At 60.2% G+C, this 17,544-nt stretch carries 17 protein-coding genes; 5 read left to right on the forward strand and 12 right to left on the reverse strand.

Annotated elements, in window-relative coordinates; translation table 11 throughout:
• Nucleotides 1-78 precede the first annotated feature (78 nt).
• From Q0903_RS11050 to Q0903_RS11060, 3 genes are all read left to right on the forward strand, one after another.
• Nucleotides 79-2,532 (forward strand): ligase-associated DNA damage response DEXH box helicase, encoded by a 2,454-nt coding sequence (locus tag Q0903_RS11050; protein WP_299415183.1) that lies wholly within the window; start codon nucleotides 79-81, stop codon nucleotides 2,530-2,532.
• 190 nt (nucleotides 2,533-2,722) lie between these two features.
• Complete coding sequence (pdeM, locus tag Q0903_RS11055; protein WP_299415186.1) at nucleotides 2,723-3,385, forward strand: ligase-associated DNA damage response endonuclease PdeM; 663 nt, start codon at nucleotides 2,723-2,725, stop codon at nucleotides 3,383-3,385.
• A 3-nt stretch (nucleotides 3,386-3,388) separates the two neighbouring features.
• On the forward strand, nucleotides 3,389-3,811 hold the full coding sequence (locus Q0903_RS11060; RefSeq protein ID WP_299415188.1) for a PaaI family thioesterase: 423 nt from the start codon (nucleotides 3,389-3,391) through the stop codon (nucleotides 3,809-3,811).
• 2 nt (nucleotides 3,812-3,813) lie between these two features.
• On the opposite strand, the gene Q0903_RS11065 is transcribed toward Q0903_RS11060, so the two are convergent.
• Nucleotides 3,814-4,557: a LytTR family DNA-binding domain-containing protein gene (locus Q0903_RS11065; RefSeq protein WP_299415191.1), complete on the reverse strand. Its 744-nt coding sequence runs from the start codon at nucleotides 4,555-4,557 to the stop codon at nucleotides 3,814-3,816.
• 91 nt (nucleotides 4,558-4,648) lie between these two features.
• On the opposite strand from Q0903_RS11065, the gene Q0903_RS11070 reads away from it, so the two are divergent.
• Nucleotides 4,649-5,047, forward strand: coding sequence for a DUF2306 domain-containing protein (locus Q0903_RS11070; protein ID WP_299415194.1), 399 nt, complete (start codon nucleotides 4,649-4,651; stop codon nucleotides 5,045-5,047).
• Here Q0903_RS11070 and folD read toward each other — a convergent pair.
• Both folD and Q0903_RS11080 read right to left on the reverse strand, forming a co-directional pair.
• Nucleotides 5,036-5,938 carry a bifunctional methylenetetrahydrofolate dehydrogenase/methenyltetrahydrofolate cyclohydrolase FolD gene (folD, locus tag Q0903_RS11075; protein WP_299415197.1) on the reverse strand — a complete coding sequence of 301 codons (903 nt, stop codon included), beginning with the start codon at nucleotides 5,936-5,938 and terminating at the stop codon, nucleotides 5,036-5,038. The two genes, Q0903_RS11070 and folD, sit on opposite strands and share 12 nt — an antisense overlap.
• A gap of 105 nt (nucleotides 5,939-6,043) precedes the next feature.
• Entirely contained in the window at nucleotides 6,044-7,720 is a 1,677-nt protein-coding gene (locus Q0903_RS11080; protein ID WP_299028727.1) for a formate--tetrahydrofolate ligase, read from the reverse strand.
• A 261-nt stretch (nucleotides 7,721-7,981) separates the two neighbouring features.
• Here Q0903_RS11080 and Q0903_RS11085 point away from each other — a divergent pair, with 261 nt between their 5' ends.
• The gene (locus tag Q0903_RS11085) at nucleotides 7,982-8,785 is read left to right on the forward strand and encodes a trypsin-like serine protease (protein WP_299415201.1); all 804 of its coding nucleotides are present in this window, start codon (nucleotides 7,982-7,984) and stop codon (nucleotides 8,783-8,785) included.
• 4 nt (nucleotides 8,786-8,789) lie between these two features.
• Here Q0903_RS11085 and Q0903_RS11090 read toward each other — a convergent pair whose 3' ends face one another.
• From Q0903_RS11090 to tolR, 9 genes are all read right to left on the reverse strand, one after another.
• Entirely contained in the window at nucleotides 8,790-9,377 is a 588-nt protein-coding gene (locus Q0903_RS11090; RefSeq protein ID WP_299415204.1) for a sulfurase, read from the reverse strand.
• Nucleotides 9,378-9,483: 106 nt separating this feature from the next.
• A complete protein-coding gene (gene ftsH / locus Q0903_RS11095; RefSeq protein WP_299028718.1) occupies nucleotides 9,484-11,409 on the reverse strand; it encodes an ATP-dependent zinc metalloprotease FtsH in 1,926 nt (641 codons plus the stop codon).
• 78 nt (nucleotides 11,410-11,487) lie between these two features.
• The gene (tilS, locus tag Q0903_RS11100; RefSeq protein ID WP_299415207.1) at nucleotides 11,488-12,756 is read right to left on the reverse strand and encodes a tRNA lysidine(34) synthetase TilS; all 1,269 of its coding nucleotides are present in this window, start codon (nucleotides 12,754-12,756) and stop codon (nucleotides 11,488-11,490) included.
• Nucleotides 12,747-13,577 (reverse strand): tetratricopeptide repeat protein, encoded by an 831-nt coding sequence (locus Q0903_RS11105; RefSeq protein WP_299415210.1) that lies wholly within the window; start codon nucleotides 13,575-13,577, stop codon nucleotides 12,747-12,749. Before Q0903_RS11105 ends, tilS begins: the two co-directional genes overlap by 10 nt.
• 25 nt (nucleotides 13,578-13,602) lie before the next feature.
• Nucleotides 13,603-14,127, reverse strand: a complete 525-nt coding sequence (gene pal, locus Q0903_RS11110) for a peptidoglycan-associated lipoprotein Pal (RefSeq protein ID WP_299415213.1) — start codon at nucleotides 14,125-14,127, stop codon at nucleotides 13,603-13,605.
• 71 nt (nucleotides 14,128-14,198) lie between these two features.
• Entirely contained in the window at nucleotides 14,199-15,521 is a 1,323-nt protein-coding gene (gene tolB, locus Q0903_RS11115) for a Tol-Pal system beta propeller repeat protein TolB (RefSeq protein ID WP_299028706.1), read from the reverse strand.
• Between the two features lies 1 nt (nucleotide 15,522).
• Nucleotides 15,523-15,978 carry a hypothetical protein gene (locus Q0903_RS11120; RefSeq protein WP_299415216.1) on the reverse strand — a complete coding sequence of 152 codons (456 nt, stop codon included), beginning with the start codon at nucleotides 15,976-15,978 and terminating at the stop codon, nucleotides 15,523-15,525.
• Nucleotides 15,975-17,069 (reverse strand): energy transducer TonB, encoded by a 1,095-nt coding sequence (locus tag Q0903_RS11125; protein ID WP_299415226.1) that lies wholly within the window; start codon nucleotides 17,067-17,069, stop codon nucleotides 15,975-15,977. Before Q0903_RS11125 ends, Q0903_RS11120 begins: the two co-directional genes overlap by 4 nt.
• Nucleotides 17,070-17,072: 3 nt before the next feature.
• Nucleotides 17,073-17,543 carry a protein TolR gene (tolR, locus tag Q0903_RS11130; protein WP_299028697.1) on the reverse strand — a complete coding sequence of 157 codons (471 nt, stop codon included), beginning with the start codon at nucleotides 17,541-17,543 and terminating at the stop codon, nucleotides 17,073-17,075.
• Nucleotide 17,544 lies beyond the last annotated feature (1 nt).

The raw sequence follows: 17,544 nt of genomic DNA on the forward strand, positions 1-17,544 counted from the left end.
CCCTAAATCCTCCGGGGGAAGCGGCCCTTGGGCCGATGGGGGCTGGCCCCCTCGCTTCGCCATGCTATCTAGCACTGCATGCGCAAACTCCCCTCCACCTTCCAAGACTGGTTCGCCTCCAAAGGCTGGTCCATCCACCCGCACCAGCAAACCATGCTGGACCGCGCCGATGATCCCTCCTTGCTGCTTATCGCACCAACGGGCGGCGGCAAAACACTCTCGGGGTTCCTGCCCACCCTCATTGACCTGCATTCTGCGCCGCACGAGGGCATGCACACACTCTATATCTCCCCGCTCAAAGCACTCGCTGCCGACATCAAACGTAACCTGACCACACCCGTCGAGGAGATGGGCCTCGATATCCGCATTGAAGAACGCACAGGCGACACCACCGCCACCCTGCGCAAACGCCAGCGCGCAGATCCACCGCATATTTTCCTGACCACCCCCGAAAGCCTCGCTTTGCTCGTCAGTTACGAGGACGCGCCGCGCATGTTCGCTGGGCTCAAGCGTGTGGTCATCGACGAAATCCACGCGCTTGCGGAATCCAAACGCGGCGACCAGATGATGCTGGCGCTGGCCCGCCTCAACGCGATCTGCCCCGATCTCAAGCGCGTCGGGCTCTCGGCGACGGTCGAGGACCCCGCCGCCATCGCCCATATTATGGCCCGTCACCCCGACCCATGCGATATCCTGCTGGCCGATCCTGGCCCCGCGCCCGACATCCGGATGCTGCGTACCGAAGAAGCGCCCCCGTGGTCAGGCGGCGGCGCGGCCTATGCGATCCCCGCCGTGCTGGAGCAAGTCAAACAGCACAATACAACGCTTATTTTCCACAATACCCGCGCGCAGGCCGAAATATTTTTCCACAACCTCTGGCTCGCCAACGAAGACAGCCTGCCCATCGGCATTCACCACGGCAGCCTTGACCGCACCCAGCGCGCCCGTGTCGAGGGGGCCATGGTGCGTGGCGAGCTGCGCGCCATCGTCTGCACAGGAAGTCTCGATCTTGGCATCGACTGGGGCGATGTGGACCTTGTGATCCAAATCGGCGCGCCCAAAAACGTCAAACGCCTCGTCCAGCGCATCGGCCGGGCCAACCACCGCTACAACGCGCCCTCCAAGGCACTGCTTGTCCCCGCCAACCGTTTTGAAGTGGTCGAGTGTGTCGCAGCCTTGGAGGCCGTCCTTGACGGCGAGTTGGACGGTGATCCACGCGGCGCAGGCCCACGGGACGTCCTGTGCCAACATATCCTGATCACCGCTTGTGCAGGCCCTTTCGAGGCCGATGCGCTCTATGGCGAAGTTACCTCCGCTGGCGCCTATAGCACCCTCAGCCGCGCCCAATTCGATGAATGTCTCGATTTTTGCGCCACGGGCGGCTACGCACTGCGCCGCTATGACAAATGGCAACGCCTGATCCAGCGCCCCGATGGCCTGTGGCAACTCCGCGATCCGCGCGCCACGCGCAACATCCGCATGAACATCGGCACCATTCAGGACACCGACACACTCAAAGTCCGCATGAAGCGCAACCGTGGCGGCAAACCACTGGGCGAAATCGAGGAAGGATTCGCCGCCACCCTCACGCCGGGCGATACATTCCTCATCGGCGGCCAAATCGTGAAATACGAAGGCCTGCGCGAAATGACTGTAGAAGTCTCGCGCGACAAAGGCAAAAAACCAAAGGTGGCCACATTTATGGGCACCAAATTCGCCACCTCAACCCAATTGTCCGCCCGCGTCCAGCGCATGTTCAACCAAGACAGCTGGCCCGAACTGCCCCCACACACCGCAGACTGGCTCAGCCTGCAACGCACCCGCAGCCAGCTGCCCCAACCCGGTCGCCTGCTGATCGAGAGTTTCCCCCACGATGGCCGCGCACAAACCGTCTTTTACGGGTTTGCGGGGCGCAACGGCCAGCAAACGCTTGGCCTGCTGCTCACAAAACGGATGGAAGAGTTAGGCCTCAGCCCCTTGGGCTTTGTCGCGACAGACTATGCCACCCTGATCTGGAGCCTTGATCCCGTTACCGATGCCGCGCCACTGCTGGACGCCCACGCGCTGCAAAACGGGATGGAGACATGGCTCGCTGGCAATGCCGTGATGAAACGCACCTTCCGTGCCTCTGCCACCATCGCGGGGCTGATTGAACGGAACAGCCCCCAAGCGCGTAAATCAGGCCGTCAGGCCACATTTAGTTCCGACATCCTGTATGACACACTTGCCAAATACGACCCCGACCACCTGATGCTGGACATCACCCGCGAAGAGGCCCTGCGCGGTCTCGTCGATTTTGGCCGCATCGAGGAAATGCTGGACCGTACCCGCGGCCGCATAGACCACCTGACACTGCCCCTCGTCACCCCGCTGGCCGCGCCCTTGTTCCTGGAAATGGGCCGCGTCCCCGTCAAAGGCGACGCAGAAGAGCGCCTGCTGGCCGAGGAATCACGCCGCCTGATGGAGCATTCAGGCCTCGCCCAGATCACCCCGCCCCCCGCAGATAAACCGCGCTGGCGTGTGGGCTTTTGACAGTCGGCTTTTCTGTACCTCCCCAGATCAAAAACCGTCCCTTCAATACACTCTATTTTTCTTGGCCCTAAATCCTCCGGGGGAATTTGCCTCTTGAGGCAAAGGGGGCTGGCCCCCTGCCCGCTATACCTACGGCGTGCCGCATTCCTCCCTCTTGCAGCCACCCCCGATGTGCGACACTGTTTTGCACATGAATGGATATGAATTCACCTTGTCAGGCGCACCGCTCAAAGCCTTGGGGTCCGGTGCTCTGTGGTGGCCCGAAGAAAGCCTGCTGGTGGTCAGTGACCTGCATCTGGGCAAATCCGAGCGTATTGCGCGGCGCGGCGGCACTTCCCTGCCGCCCTATGACACCCGTGACACGCTCAACCGTCTGGCCGCCGATCTGGCCCTGACCCATGCGCGCAATGTGGTCTGTCTGGGCGACTGCTTTGATGACCTGCCCGCCGCCGAATCTTTACCAGAGGAAGAGCGCCACTGGATTTTGCGCCTGCAAGCAGGCCGCCGCTGGGTCTGGATCGAAGGCAACCACGACCCCGGTCCGGTCGAATTTGGCGGCGCGCATCTGGCTGAATTGCCTCTGCCGCCGCTTACCTTTCGCCACATCGCCCAAGACAGCGCCAGCGGCGAAATATCAGGCCACTATCACCCTAAAGCCACCGTAAACGCGCGCGGCCGGGCCATCACGCGGCCTGCGTTTCTGATCGACACCAACCGCGTCATCCTACCCGCCTATGGCACCTACACAGGGGGCCTGCGCGCGCAGACACCTATCCTTTCAGACCTCATGCGCGCGGAGGCGATTGCCGTACTCACCGGCCCGACCCCCACCGCAGTTCCCATGCCGAGATAACCCATGACCCCAGAACAAATACAACGCATCCACCGCAGCTTTGATGCGCAATCCATGATGGCAACACTTGGCGCGCGGATGGACCACATAGAGGAAGGAATGGTGCGCATCACCGCCCCCATTCTGGAAGGCGCGCGCCAACAGCAGGGTTTTGGCCATGCGGGCCTCACCTTCTCCATCGGCGACAGTGCCGCTGGCTATGCCGCGCTCACCATGCTGCCGCTGGACAGCGAAGTCGTCACAGCCGAGATCAAAATCAATCTGATGGCGCCTGCGCGCGGCACATTGCTGATCGCCACGGGCCGCGTCATCAAACCCGGCAAGCGACTGTGCGTGGTCACATCCGAGGTACACGCACAAGCCGCGGACGGCACACAAACCCTGATCGCACTTTTGCAAGGCACGATGGTGCCTGTCCCTGTCTGACCCTAGAACAGTGCAGCGTCCTGTGCGGCGGCGCGAAAACTGCGGCTCACCGGAACTTCGCGCGTATCCGACATGACCAACAGATCGCGGCCCTTGTCTCGGCGGTGCGCCTTGACCGCATCCAGCGCCACCCAATGCGAGCGGTGCACTTGCAATCCGCGCCCCGACAGTTCCGCGATTGCATCGCTCAGGCGCATCAGGATCAAAGCCTCGCCCCGCGTGGTGACAACATTCAAGTAGTGGTCCTGCGCCTCGATCCGCACCAACGGGCCGCGTACACCGATGGGAACGCGCGCCATAAACGGATCAGGCCGCGCAGGCTCTGCCAGTCCGGTTGCCGCAGGTGTGCCAATCCCCCAGATAACCAGCTTTACCGCAGCAGTCACAACCGCCACATTTCCCGTAAGCGTGGCCCAGTCAACCACGCCGCCCCAGCTTGGGAACGCGGCAGAGTTTATAGCGTGTAACACGCCGGACAGACCCAAAACAAACAGCACCCAAATCAGCACTGCCCCCGTTCGGCCAAACCCTTCAGCATAGCGAAACGCGATCAGACTCAGCAGAATGCTTACACCGACAACACCGGTCCAATAAGCAAACAATACCGGCGCAGCCACTGCCCCTGATGTCCCGAATGGACCCGCGATCCCTGCAACAACGCTCAACGTCAGCCAGACCAAAAGCGGCACGCGGTACCGTTCCATTTCACGAAGCGCGAATTGCATCCGCTGTATCATCCTTGTCATTCACGTATCATCTGCGCCGCCTGCGCAGTTGCGCTGGCGGGGGTACGCCCAGATTGCCATGACAAGGCACACCAACACAATGGAGCCTTGCATGACCCTCACACCCTTTACCTCAGCCGCCCCGATCATCCAGTTCCACATCCTGCTGGCGCTGGCCGCAATCGCGCTGACCATCGCCATATTGATGTTGCCGAAAGGCAGCGGCTATCACCGCCTCATGGGCCGCATGTGGGTCGCGACGATGGCAGGGATCGCCCTCAGCAGCTTCTTTATACACGAGCTGCGCATGATCGGCCCGTTCAGCCCGATCCACCTGCTTTCGCTCTATGTACTTTGGAATCTGGTCAGCGGCATCCGTTCGGCGCGCGCAGGGGATATAGCCCAGCACCAGCGCACCATGAAAACCATGGCCTTCTCTGCGCTGCTCGTGGCCGGAGCGTTCACTCTCCTCCCCGGCCGCGTAATGCACTCGATTGTCTTAGGCGGTTAAGCCTTCAGGCTCGTCCAGACCGTTTGCGCGACAACAGGCTGTAACGGTATTGGCCAAGAGGCAAGCAATGGTCATGGGGCCCACGCCACCTGGAACAGGCGTAATCGCACCGGCAACAGCTGCACAGCTCTCGAAGTGTACATCGCCCACCAGCTTGGTCTTGCCCTCGCCCTTCTCGGGCGCGTCCAGACGGTTAATACCTACGTCAATCACCGTAGCACCGGGTTTAATCCAGTCACCGGGCACCATTTCGGGACGGCCTACAGCCGCGACGACAATATCTGCACGCCGCACCACATCCGCCAGATCTTTTGTCCGGCTATGGGCAATCGTCACAGTCGCACTGTCATTCAGCAACAACTGCGCCATCGGTTTGCCCACAATGTTACTCCGTCCGATCACAACCGCATCCATCCCCGAGATGGAACCGTGATGGTCGCGCAACATCATCAAACAGCCCAATGGCGTGCAAGGCACCATGCTTTTCTGCCCCGTTCCCAACAGACCCACATTAGAGATATGGAACCCGTCCACATCCTTGGCAGGCGAGATCGAGTTGATGATCAAATCCTCGTCCAGATGCTTGGGCAATGGCAACTGACACAGAATGCCGTGGATTTCAGGATCATTGTTCAGATCCTCGATTACCTTCAACAAATCTGCCTCTGACGTATCCACATCCAGCTTATGCTCGACCGATTTCATGCCCACTTCGACAGTCATCTTCCCCTTGGAGCGGACATAAACCTGACTTGCAGGGTCTTCCCCCACCAACACCACAGCCAATCCAGGCGTGATCCCGTGATCTGCTTTCAAACGCGCCACATGGGTGCCGACCTGCGCGCGCACCCGTGCCGCAAATTCCTTACCGTCAATAATCGTCGCAGCCATATGCCCTAGCACCTTCTTCTTTATTTTTCCTGTAAACTCATGGCCAAAGGCCAAATCAGGGGGCGGGGTCCACCCCCGCCCCCTGATTTTATCCGCCCGTTCTAATCAGAACAGGCCCTCAACATCACCGTCTGCATTCAGCTTGATATTCTCTGCCGATGGCACGCGCGGCAGGCCTGGCATGGTCATAATCTCACCGCAGATTACCACGACAAAACCCGCCCCCGCCGACAGACGCACTTCGCGCACCGGAACAGAGAACCCGACAGGTGCGCCGCGGCGATCAGGATCAGTGGTAAAGCTGTATTGCGTTTTCGCCATACAAACGGGCAAGTTGCCATAGCCCTGCGCTTCCCAATCCTTCAACTGGTTGCGGATCTTCTGGTCTGCCAGCACTTCGTCCGCACGGTAGATTTTCTTGGCAACCGCCTCGATTTTCTGGAACAGCGGCATGTCGTCGGGATAGATCGGCGCAAAATTCGCCTCTCCTGCGTCGGCAATCTCGGCCACACGGGTGGCAAGGTCTGCCGACCCTTCAGAGCCCAGTTCCCAGTGACGCGACAGGATGGCTTCGGCGCCCTGTGCTGCAACATAATCCTTGATCGCCTGCACTTCGGCATCCGTGTCGGTGACAAAGTGGTTGATCGCAACAACCACAGGCACGCCAAAGGATTTCACGTTTTCCACGTGACGGCCAAGGTTGGCACAGCCTTTTTGCACCGCATCTACGTTCTCTGTACCAAGATCGGCCTTGGCGACACCACCGTTCATCTTCATTGCACGCACCGTTGCGACAACCACCACAACGCTCGGTGCAAGACCCGCTTTGCGGCATTTGATGTTCATGAATTTCTCAGCACCCAGATCGGCACCGAAACCGGCTTCGGTCACCACATAATCGGCCAGCTTCAGCGCCGTTGTGGTGGCAATGACCGAGTTACAGCCATGCGCGATATTGGCGAACGGGCCGCCATGTACGAACGCAGGATTATTCTCGAGTGTTTGCACGATATTGGGCTGCATTGCGTCTTTCAGCAGTACAGTCATCGCGCCATCCGCCTTGATATCGCGGCAATAAACGGGCGAGCGGTCGCGGCGGTGCGCCACGATCATGGAGCCGAGACGCTCTTGCAGATCCTCAAGGTTCTTAGCCAGACACAGGATCGCCATCACTTCGGAGGCCACCGTGATGTCAAAACCCGCCTCACGCGGGAAACCGTTGGAGACACCGCCCAAAGACGCGGTAATCGTGCGCAGCGCGCGGTCGTTCATGTCGACCACACGGCGCCAGACAACACGGCGCGTGTCGATCTCAAGTGAATTGCCCCAGTAAATGTGGTTGTCGATCATCGCGCTCAACAGGTTATGGGCGCTCGTGATGGCGTGGAAATCACCCGTAAAATGCAGGTTCATCTCTTCCATCGGCACAACCTGCGCATAGCCACCACCAGCAGCCCCGCCCTTCATACCAAAGTTCGGCCCAAGCGAGGCTTCGCGGATACACACACAGGCGTTCTTGCCAATACGGTTCAGACCATCGCCCAGACCCACTGTTGTGGTCGTCTTGCCCTCACCCGCAGGGGTCGGGTTGATCGCAGTAACAAGGATCAGCTTGCCGTCTTTGCGGTCCTGAACCGAATTGATGAACGTCTGGCTCACCTTTGCTTTGTCATGGCCGTAGGGCAGCAGATCGTCCGAAGAGATGCCCAGCTTGGCACCAATCTCCTGAATGGGTTTCTTGTTCGCTTCGCGCGCAATTTCAATGTCAGTCTTAAAAGCCATGGTAATCCCCATTCTGTGCCACTTCGGCAGGTTCTGCGAAATGCATACAAGGGCATGCTGCTGACACAGGTCTGGATAACGACATTTCCAGCACGCGATGCGGCGTCACGTCGCAGTCGGGTTTCGTTTAAGAAACCTGAACAGCAGGCGCCACACCTCTTGGTCCATCAACAGACAAGCCTTTACCCCGCTCCATTCTGGTCACAATCGTACTGCTTTTGCGGGCTAAGCAGGTACCGAACACCAAGACAGGATAGTTAAATGGGCCTTCGATATATCTCTCTTGCGATTGTGCTGTGCCTCACAGCCACCAGCGGTGCCGTGGCCCAGACAAAGGACAGGCTGGACCGGCGCGATAAATTGCTGGGGTTTGAATCAGTCGGCCTGCTGCAAAGCGCCACAGGCAGTTGCACCGCCGCCCTGATCACCCGTGACGTCATCCTGACTGCAGCACATTGTGTCTACGAACAGGGCGAGGAATTCACCTTTCGGGCCGGATACCGTGACGGCACCGAAATCGCTGCACGCGCCGCCGTCGATGTCGTGATCGCACCGGGATATACTGCGGCACGCAAAGCAGGCGATCGTCCCTCCGCAATCAAAAACGACGTGGCACTGATCCGCCTCGACAGCCCGATGTTCGAGGTCGGCATCAACCCCTACGAGATCACATCACAAGCACGCAAAGGCAGTGCCCTTACCGTCGCCTCATATGGCCGCGGGCGCATGGGCGCGCTCACGCTGGAGCGGGGGTGTATCCTCCAGAAACGCTATCGTGGCGATGTGGTGGGTCTGGATTGCGATGCGACCTTCGGTTCTTCTGGCGCGCCTGTGTTTGTGCATGACCAAGGGCGCACGCGCATCTTTGCGGTCGTTGCCGTCCGCGTGAACGGTGACCGTGCCGACGCCGAAACAGGCGCCGTCGAGCTGAGCAAACATGTGCCAGCCCTGATGAACACACTGCGCAACAACCGCGCGGCAGCCCCAGCCATCGGTGGCGCAAAGCGCATAAAGGTCGGGCAGCGCAGCACAAGTGCTGCCCGTTTTACCAAACCAGGGGGCTGAAGCTTTAGATCATCGCAGGCGCCCAGCCCCGTTGGGCGGGGATATGCAGGCGCATCTTCTCGCCGAGGGTCAACACGCCTTCGCGCTCGACCCACGCTGTCACACCGCGGATATCTTTCGCCGCCCCTTTGATAGCCTTACCCACACCGGGCATATCCGCCTCAATCTCGCGGGCGGGCAGCATGCAGGGGCGGTTTTCCATATCCACCACAATCGTCGCGCCTGATTCTGATTGCAGCCGTGCCGAGGGCGGTAGGTGTGTGAAATCGGGGATACCCGCCAGCACCAGCGTCGCCCCCATATAGCTAGGGTCGAGCACCTCAATCCCCATCGTGGCTGCAATCTGCGCCAGTTCTTCCGCACTCATTACGCACAGCTGACGGGTGTTGCGGATTTCCGTATCGCGCGGATATTGCGACAGAACCCGACTGCACGATGGCCGCGTCAATCCGCCGTGGTCCTCTCCCTCTGGGCCAGCAAACCCCAGCGGCAGTTGGTCCCGCGCCACAGCTTTCAAACCTGCCGCACGTTCAGGCACAACGCCTAACCAAGTGATGGTGCCGTAGTAATCTGTCGGAACAAGTGCGGGCATGGCGGCTCTCCTTTGGCGATGAACCTGAGCGTATCGCGACAAAAAGAAAAGGCCCCGCACGCAGCGGGGCCATTATCTTTTGTCCTGTCGGTTTCACAAGAAGTGATCAGACAGAAGGTTCAGGCTCCATCCCGCCAGACGGAGGGGTCTTTTTGCCCTTCGCCTTGGGAATCGCAGTGATGCTCGGGGCTGAGCCACTGTCAGGCTTGTCGTCATCCTCGGGCTCAGTCGGTGGGTTGCCCGCCATCACGCGCTTGATCTCTTCACCTGTCAGCGTTTCATACTCAAGCAGACCCTGCGCCAGACGCTCAAACTCGTCTGCGTGATCTTCGATCAGCTTATAGGCCAGCGCGTATCCATCATCGATGATCTTTTTCACCTCTGATTCGATCAGCTCTTTGGTCGCTGCCGAGACACTAAAGCCCCCCGCGCCACCATTGGCCTGATAGCCAGCAGCCGCTTCCTGATAGTCGATGTTGCCCACTTTGTCGGACATACCATACCGCATTACCATCGCACGGGCCAAGGCACTGGCCTGCATGATATCGCCCACAGGGCCAGACGAAACAGACTCAGCACCGTATTTGAAGATTTCGGCCGCTTTGCCCGCCATGGTCATGGCAATCCGCTCTTCGGCTTCGTCCTTGAACATCTGCAGTTTGTCCATCTCGGGCAGGCTCATCACCATCCCCAATGCACCGCCGCGCGGAATGATCGTTGCCTTATAGACAGGGTCACATTTCGGCAGCTTGATACCGACAATCGCATGGCCTGCCTCGTGATAGGCTGTCTTTTCCTTCTGGTCCTGCGTCAACACCATCGAGCGGCGCTCGGCCCCCATCATGATCTTGTCTTTGGCAGATTCGAAGTCCAGCATGGCCACAAAGCGGCGGCCCACACGCGCGGCTGTCAACGCCGCCTCGTTCACAAGGTTGGCAAGGTCCGCACCAGAGAAACCAGGTGTACCGCGGGCGATGATCCGCAGATCAACGTCAGGGCCAAGTGGCGTCTTGCGTGCATGCACACCAAGGATTTTCTCACGGCCTTTGATGTCGGGATTACCGACTGTCACTTGACGGTCAAAGCGGCCCGGACGCAGCAATGCAGGGTCCAGAACATCTTTACGGTTGGTCGCCGCGATGATGATAACACCTTCGTTGGCTTCAAAACCGTCCATCTCGACCAGCAGCTGGTTAAGCGTCTGCTCACGCTCGTCGTTCCCGCCGCCATAGCCCGCGCCACGGTGGCGGCCTACTGCGTCGATTTCGTCGATGAACACGATACAAGGCGCGTTTTTCTTCGCCTGCTCGAACATATCGCGCACACGGGACGCACCAACGCCCACAAACATCTCGACAAAGTCGGAACCAGAGATGGTGAAGAACGGCACACCGGCCTCACCCGCAATAGCGCGGGCCAGCAGTGTTTTACCCGTACCGGGAGGGCCCTCAAGCAACGCACCTTTGGGAATCTTGCCGCCGAGGCGACTGAATTTCTGCGGGTTGCGCAGGAATTCGACGATCTCTTCCAACTCTTCTTTGGCCTCGTCGATGCCTGCAACGTCGTCAAACGTCACACGACCGTGCTTTTCCGTCAGCATCTTGGCCTTGGATTTCCCAAACCCCATGGCGCCGCCTTTGCCGCCACCCTGCATACGGTTCATAAAGTAGATCCACACGCCGATCAGCAACAAAATGGGCAGCAGCGAGACAAGGAATGTCTGCAAACCGCTTTCCTGCTGGCTCTCCGCGCGGAAAGGAATGCTGTTATCTGTCAACAGCTTGGTCACTTCGGCGTCCATCGGCTTGATCGCGATGTAGTCATTGCCGTCCGACTGGCGAAAGCGCACTTGCTCGCCGTCGAGGGTGACATTGCTCACGTTGCCATTCTCTACCGATGTCACAAAATCGGAATAGCTGATCTCGCGGTTTTGCATCCCGCCGCCGCCACTGCCGCCGTTGAACAGATTGAACAACGAAAAGACGAGAACAAGCAAAACAGCCCAGAATGCAAGATTACGGAAATTGCCCAAGGAAACTCTCCTGAATACCTAACGGCCCAGAGAGACTCTCTGCGCCACCACCCTAAGATAGAGGCTGGCGCAGTTTGTTCAATGCGAAACGAGGAAAGAGGTAAAATCTGCGACGATCTGTACAGACCAGTCGGGATTGTATCCCGCAAGAGGTGCCGCCACCAGCTTATCCCCCCGCCACACCGCCGGAGAGGCCATCAGCGTGGGCCGCGGCACCCCCGTTTTGCGCCAATCCGGCAACAGCGCCACCCCGTTGCCCAATGCGCGCACTTCCAGATCGCGCGCATGGGGGCCATCCAGCCTCCAGCGTGTATCCCAGATCGCCTCCGTCGGGCCGCGCAGGTCTTTGACCGCGTTGTACTCGCGCGTGATGCGGAGTTGGCCTTTTCGCTTCATGACAAGACATCCGCCAATCGTCATGCGCTGTTGGTGGGCCAGTTCATGGGCAAGAACGCCGGCAAATACCTTGCGCGGCGGATAGGGGTTTGATCCCACCCATTGCAGCGCCGCCACAACCAGACGCCGCTCGATATCAGCGGGCATCGGCGGGTGGATGCGCAACGGAAAAACCAGATCACCGCTGTCTTGCGTCACATGGGCTTCGGCCTCTTGCCGAGCGTAATGCGCCAGCGCCGCCTGCGCTTGGCGCAGTGCAAAGGCTGACTGGTGGATACTGTCCGCAGTGATCCCCAGATCTGCCAACTGCGGCAAAATCCGTCGCACTTTTGTGCGCAGGTAACGGGGGTCATCATTGCTCGGGTCTTCGGACCAGACGATATTGTGGCGCTGCAAATAGGCGCGCAGGTCAGCCCGCGTTTGCTGCCATAACGGGCGCGACCATGCGATACCGTCCCGCTCAAAACGGCTCTCCATCTCTGCCAGCCCGTCCACACCGGACGCACGGCCCAGACGGATCAGAAAATTCTCGGCGCTGTCATCAATCGTATGGCCCAAAACAATCCCGCCAATGCCCTTGGCCTTTGCCCAGTCGGCCATCAGGGCATAACGCCCGTCGCGGGCCGCGGCGGGCAGGTTGCCCGCGCCCTTTGGGGCGTGCCAGTGCAGTGTGTCATGCGCCACCCCAAGGGTCTGGCACAGGGCGGTGACGGTCTCGGCCTCTGCGCCGCTTTCGGGTCTTAGCCCGTGATCCACCGTCACCGCAGCAATCGGATGACCGGTCTGCGCCGACCACCGCGCAAACAAATGCAATAAGGCCACGCTGTCGCCACCGCCTGACACGGCAATCCCGATACAGGCAGGAACAGGGATAAAAAAGGCCGTATCAACAACATGCAACAGCATGGCATCCTCGCCCTGCTGCGTCAGCCAGTTCTGGTCTAGCTGCATCCCAGCTTGGCCCGCTCCGATTGCGCCGAGGCCGCAAAAGGGCTGTCGGCAAAGCGTAGCGGCACTTCGCCCAGCGTCACACACGCCTCGGAGTTCTGGCCCAGCGCGCCAAGGGACGATCCCAGCTTATACAGGGCCTCAGGCGCGATCGGGCCTGTGGGTGCGGCGCCAAAACTGGCCAGATAGGCACGCGCCGCCTCACGGATATCACCCATTCCGTCCAACGCATCACCGCGCAACAGGTCCACCTCTGCCGCTATTGGAGAGCCCGGGTAGGTCTCATTGAAGGTCGCAAGCTGCTCTGCGGCGGCTCGAAAGTCACCGGATGCGAGCGCCTCCTGCGCCCGCTTGAAGTCGTCTTGCTCGCCCACGGCGAGCTGGCTTGTGTTGGTTTGAGGGGCAACCGCAGGTGCAGGTGCTGTCGCCTGATCCGCCCCGCCAAGGGTTGTCGTTTCGCCAAGGGTGGAAATATCGCCACCCTCCAGCTCCACCAGACGGAACTCCAGATCGGCGATGCGCCGCGTGCCGTCATCCACAATGCGGTTGATGCGGAACTCCAACTCTTCGGTTTTCGCCGTTACGCGCGACAGCTCGCTCTCCATCGCGTTCACACGCTCAAGCACAGATTGCGGCAGCTGGATACCGCCCGCCGTGCCAGTGGTTGCCAACTCCCGTTTGAGCTTGGTCATCTCCACATTCAACACGGTCAGTTCCTGCCGGATATCGGCCAGCGTCTGCGCATCCTGCGCGCGCAGCCCGGTCGGCACCGCGGCCATGCCGACCCCGCCCAGAACAATCGCAAAGATAAAAGCAAAGCGCATCACGCTGCCCCCCGTTAAGATATTACTAGCTGGTCTGCCCACCCGCCAGCACAGTCACAGCGCGGCGGTTCTTGGCATAACAGGCCTCGTTCGAGCAAATCTCGATCGGGCGTTCCTTGCCATAGCTGACAACACGCAGGCGCGCACCAGGCACACCTTTGGACAAGAGATACTCGCGCGCAGCATTGGCGCGGCGCGCGCCCAATGCGAGGTTGTATTCGCGCGTGCCCTGCTCGTCTGCGTGGCCCTCGATCACGGCCTGATAGTCGGCATTGGTCATCAGCCAGCCTGCCTGCCCATCCAGCGTGGCACGACCTGCGGCAGTAAGCGTGGACTGATCCACCTCAAACAACACACGGTCGCCGACTGTCTGGTTGAAATAAGCCGTTGAAGTAGGGTCATTAGCACTGCCCGGGACCACGCCGTTCAGTGGTGTGCCTGTGGTGGCAGGCGGATTTGCGATGCCTTCATCACCGCCAAAACGGTTGGGATTGGTACAGGCCGACAGCGCCACAGCTGCGACCAGAAGGCTCATTGGTAGGAATTTCATCTGTCTCGACCTCTTATCGGTTTTTTATTGTTACCCCCGATCTACCACACTGCGGCACATCGGGGAAAGGATTACTGCTGCAACGGTGACCAGCTGGGGTCTGATCCGCCTTCGGGGGTGTTCACCTGCCGCAACACGCGCCCTGTGATGTCCACGGAATAAAGTGAGGACGCGCCCCCCTCACCCTGCGTTTCACGGGTAAACATGATCACGCGGCCATTGGGCGACCATGTCGGCCCCTCGTCCAGAAACGAAGCGGTAAGCAGGCGTTCTTCTGATCCATCCGTGCGCATAACACCGATGTGGAAACGCCCCGCATTCTGTTTGGTAAAGGCCACCAGATCACCACGCGGCGACCAGACAGGCGTGCCATAACGCCCCTCGCCAAACGATATCCGCCGCGCCTCTCCGCCTGTGGCAGACATAACATATAGCTGGGGGGAGCCTGAGCGGTCACTTTCAAACACGATCTGGCTGCCATCGGGGCTATAGCTGGGCGCTGTCTCGATCGCGGGCGTGTTGGTCAGGCGCACCGACTGGCCGGATGCGATATCCATCGTGTAAATGTCGGTGTTGCCGCCCTGTGCAATAGAAAACACCACCGTATTGCCCGAAGGCGAGAAACGCGGCGCAAAGCTCATCGTGCCATCACCGCTCTGCAAAACCCGCCGCTGGACCGAACCTACGTCAAGAACATAGATACGTGGAAAGCCTGTCTCATAGCTGGTGTACAGCACACGGTCACCCGTGGGCGAGAAACGCGGTGCCAGCACAATCGCACTGCTGTCAGTCAGATAGCGCACATTGGCTCCGTCATAATCCATGATCGCCAGACGCTTCTTGCGGTCGTCCTTGGGGCCTGTCTCGCTCACATAAACCACGCGGCTGTCGAAATAGCCGCCCTCACCTGTGATGCGGCTGTACACCTCGTCGGCGACTTTGTGCGCCATGCGCCGCCAGCCCTCTGTTGTGCCCGAAAACTGCAACCCCTCGCCAAGGTTCGTGCCAGACACCACATCGTAAACACGGAATTTGACGTTCACACTGTTACCCGAGACAGATACCGCCCCTGTCACCAGCGCCTGCGCATTGATCGCCTTCCAATCCGCAAACTGGATGGGCGCGTTGAAATCACTGTATTGCGCGATAAAGGCCGAACTCGGGATTTCCCGAAACACACCCGTACCTTGCAAATCAGCGGCAATCACGCGGGCCAGATCAGCGGCCAGCTGGCCTGCTTCGCCTGTCTCGGCCTGAAAATCAGGCACCGCAAAAGGCAACGGCTGAATGATGCCTTCCTCAATGGTGATGCGCAGCGGGCCTTGCTGCGCTTGGGCGGCATGCGTTAGCCCCAGCGCACAGATAACCGCCAGACAGATGCTCAAAAACTTCATCTCAATTCATCCTTTCAGGGCTGAACGTCAGCTCAATATCCCGCCATTGATCGTATTTCTCAACGGGGAGAGTGTATCCATCTCTCCCACAGCGCAAAACCGCCCGTTTTGCAGCAGCAAACGCCTGTGACACCGCTTGGTTCCCACCAGCGCCATGGCGCACTTCGCGCACAGAGCCCGCACCAGGCCGCCCGCTGCGGTCCAACGAAAAGCCCAGAGTAACCGCTGGGGCATTCGCATCTGCCAGCCAGCACGCCCGCACTTCACGGCGAAACTCTGCCGCCTCCGCCGCTGTCAGACCATCACGCGACGAGGCCATTATGGGGCGGTCAGGCCCCTGCATCTGCGGCACCAAAACAGCAGGGGTCGCCGGGCGCGCCTGTGGGCGCGTTACCACCTGTGCAAACAAGGGTGCCGCCATACACAGGCAAAGCGTTATGCCAGCGACAACTTTCATCGAATCCGCATCCGCTCTGGATTGAACGTCATCTCGATCTCTTTCCACTGGCCATATTTTTCTGCCGGCAAGGGGTAGCCGTCTTTCTGGCACAACAGTATCGCACGCCGCGCCGCGCCAAAGGCTGCATTGGCCGTCGATCCATCACCCCCCTCGCTCGCGATCATCCGCAGCGAATTGCCGACAACCTTGCCGTCCTGCGTCATGCTCATGGCAATCGTCACCGTGGTCTGCGCCCAGCGCGCGCCCGGGTCCACATTCCAGCAGTTTTGCACAGCAAGCCGCAGCGCGTCTTTCTCTCCCGATGACATGGGCGGCCCTGTCGGTACGTCTGCCTCCGCCGAACTCAGCGCCGCTTCAAGTGCGGCTTGCACGGCAGCATCATCCACGACCGTTTCCTGTTGGCTCGGCGTTGCAGGTGCCTCGGCTGTTTGGGTCGGGCGCGGCGCAGAGGGTCTGCGCGCAGGCGGGCGCATAGAGGCTGTGGGCGCCGCCGCGGGGGCTTCTGCCGCTTCGGTCACAATCCGGTCTGTCGCTTCGGGGGTCTGGGTCGCCTCTTGCGGCTGCTCCACCGTCTCGCCCGTCTCAACGGGGATCACCGCCTCTTGCGGTGTAGGTTCTTGTACCGCCTCCGGCTCAGGGCGCGGTGCCGGCTCGGGTGCGATCACTTCGGCAGGCCGCTCAGCGGGTGCGTCGTCTACGGGCGCATCCTCTACCGTCACTTCGGCAGGCGGCTGCGGCAGTTCTGGTGCGGCCTCTGAAACGGCAGGCGCTATTTCTTCGACAGGTTCCTCGGCAGGCTCTGCAACTTCGGGGATCGGTGCCGCCGCAGGCGCCTCAATCGCTGCGTCCACTTCGGGCGCATCCGCTGTTACTTCGGGCGCAGCAGGCGTTGGCGTCTCGGCCAGCTCGACCGGCTGGCGCGATGCTTCGACCAATGCGGCAAATTCCTCGCCCGAGATCATAGCGACCTCCTGCACCTCCACAGGGTCAGGCCTTGACGTGAACAATCCGCCAAACAGCACCCAGCCGATGAAGCCCGCATGGCCCACCGCCGAGACAATATTACCTGTTCTGCGCGCGCGCGACATCGCCTAGTTTCCAGATCCGTCCAGCGTTGGCCCGCCGATATCCGTCACCAGACCAATGTTGGAAAACCCGCCCGCATTCAGCGCGCCCATAATCTCCATCACAGTGCTATAGGGCACCGCACCATCCGCGCGCAAAAACACGCGGTCGCCTTCCCGCTCTGCGGCCACCGCGCGCAACTTCGCCACCAACTCGCCGCGCGGCGTTTCGGTTGTCAAAATCTGCACAGTGCCTTCTGCTGTGATCGTCACCGTCAGCGGCTCCTCCTGCTCTGCAGGCAGCGCCGAGGCTGCCGTTTTGGGCAACTCCACAGGCACACCCACCGTCAAAAGCGGTGCCGCCACCATAAAGATAATCAACAGCACCAGCATGACATCAACAAAGGGAGTGATGTTGATCTCCGACATCGGCTGCGCACCGCCGCGCCGCCTGCGCCGCCCGCCGCCACCACTTTTTTGCATCACACCACCCGCCATG

It is taken from the genome of uncultured Sulfitobacter sp., from assembly GCF_947502895.1.
GTDB lineage: Bacteria > Pseudomonadota > Alphaproteobacteria > Rhodobacterales > Rhodobacteraceae > Sulfitobacter.

What these genes read in the sequence shown, in the direction of transcription:
- Q0903_RS11080 (WP_299028727.1), bottom strand. Translation starts at nt 7,720, where the DNA reads ATGGCTTTTAAGACTGACATTGAAATTGCGCGCGAAGCGAACAAGAAA.
- Q0903_RS11070 (WP_299415194.1), top strand. Translation starts at nt 4,649, where the DNA reads ATGACCCTCACACCCTTTACCTCAGCCGCCCCGATCATCCAGTTCCAC.
- Q0903_RS11065 (WP_299415191.1), bottom strand. Translation starts at nt 4,557, where the DNA reads ATGACAAGGATGATACAGCGGATGCAATTCGCGCTTCGTGAAATGGAA.
- Q0903_RS11105 (WP_299415210.1), bottom strand. Translation starts at nt 13,577, where the DNA reads ATGCGCTTTGCTTTTATCTTTGCGATTGTTCTGGGCGGGGTCGGCATG.
- Q0903_RS11085 (WP_299415201.1), top strand. Translation starts at nt 7,982, where the DNA reads ATGGGCCTTCGATATATCTCTCTTGCGATTGTGCTGTGCCTCACAGCC.
- tolB (WP_299028706.1), bottom strand. Translation starts at nt 15,521, where the DNA reads ATGAAGTTTTTGAGCATCTGTCTGGCGGTTATCTGTGCGCTGGGGCTA.
- Q0903_RS11120 (WP_299415216.1), bottom strand. Translation starts at nt 15,978, where the DNA reads ATGAAAGTTGTCGCTGGCATAACGCTTTGCCTGTGTATGGCGGCACCC.
- tolR (WP_299028697.1), bottom strand. Translation starts at nt 17,543, where the DNA reads ATGGCGGGTGGTGTGATGCAAAAAAGTGGTGGCGGCGGGCGGCGCAGG.
- folD (WP_299415197.1), bottom strand. Translation starts at nt 5,938, where the DNA reads ATGGCTGCGACGATTATTGACGGTAAGGAATTTGCGGCACGGGTGCGC.
- Q0903_RS11060 (WP_299415188.1), top strand. Translation starts at nt 3,389, where the DNA reads ATGACCCCAGAACAAATACAACGCATCCACCGCAGCTTTGATGCGCAA.
- Q0903_RS11050 (WP_299415183.1), top strand. Translation starts at nt 79, where the DNA reads ATGCGCAAACTCCCCTCCACCTTCCAAGACTGGTTCGCCTCCAAAGGC.
- Q0903_RS11090 (WP_299415204.1), bottom strand. Translation starts at nt 9,377, where the DNA reads ATGCCCGCACTTGTTCCGACAGATTACTACGGCACCATCACTTGGTTA.
- Q0903_RS11125 (WP_299415226.1), bottom strand. Translation starts at nt 17,069, where the DNA reads ATGTCGCGCGCGCGCAGAACAGGTAATATTGTCTCGGCGGTGGGCCAT.
- tilS (WP_299415207.1), bottom strand. Translation starts at nt 12,756, where the DNA reads ATGCAGCTAGACCAGAACTGGCTGACGCAGCAGGGCGAGGATGCCATG.
- pal (WP_299415213.1), bottom strand. Translation starts at nt 14,127, where the DNA reads ATGAAATTCCTACCAATGAGCCTTCTGGTCGCAGCTGTGGCGCTGTCG.
- pdeM (WP_299415186.1), top strand. Translation starts at nt 2,723, where the DNA reads ATGAATGGATATGAATTCACCTTGTCAGGCGCACCGCTCAAAGCCTTG.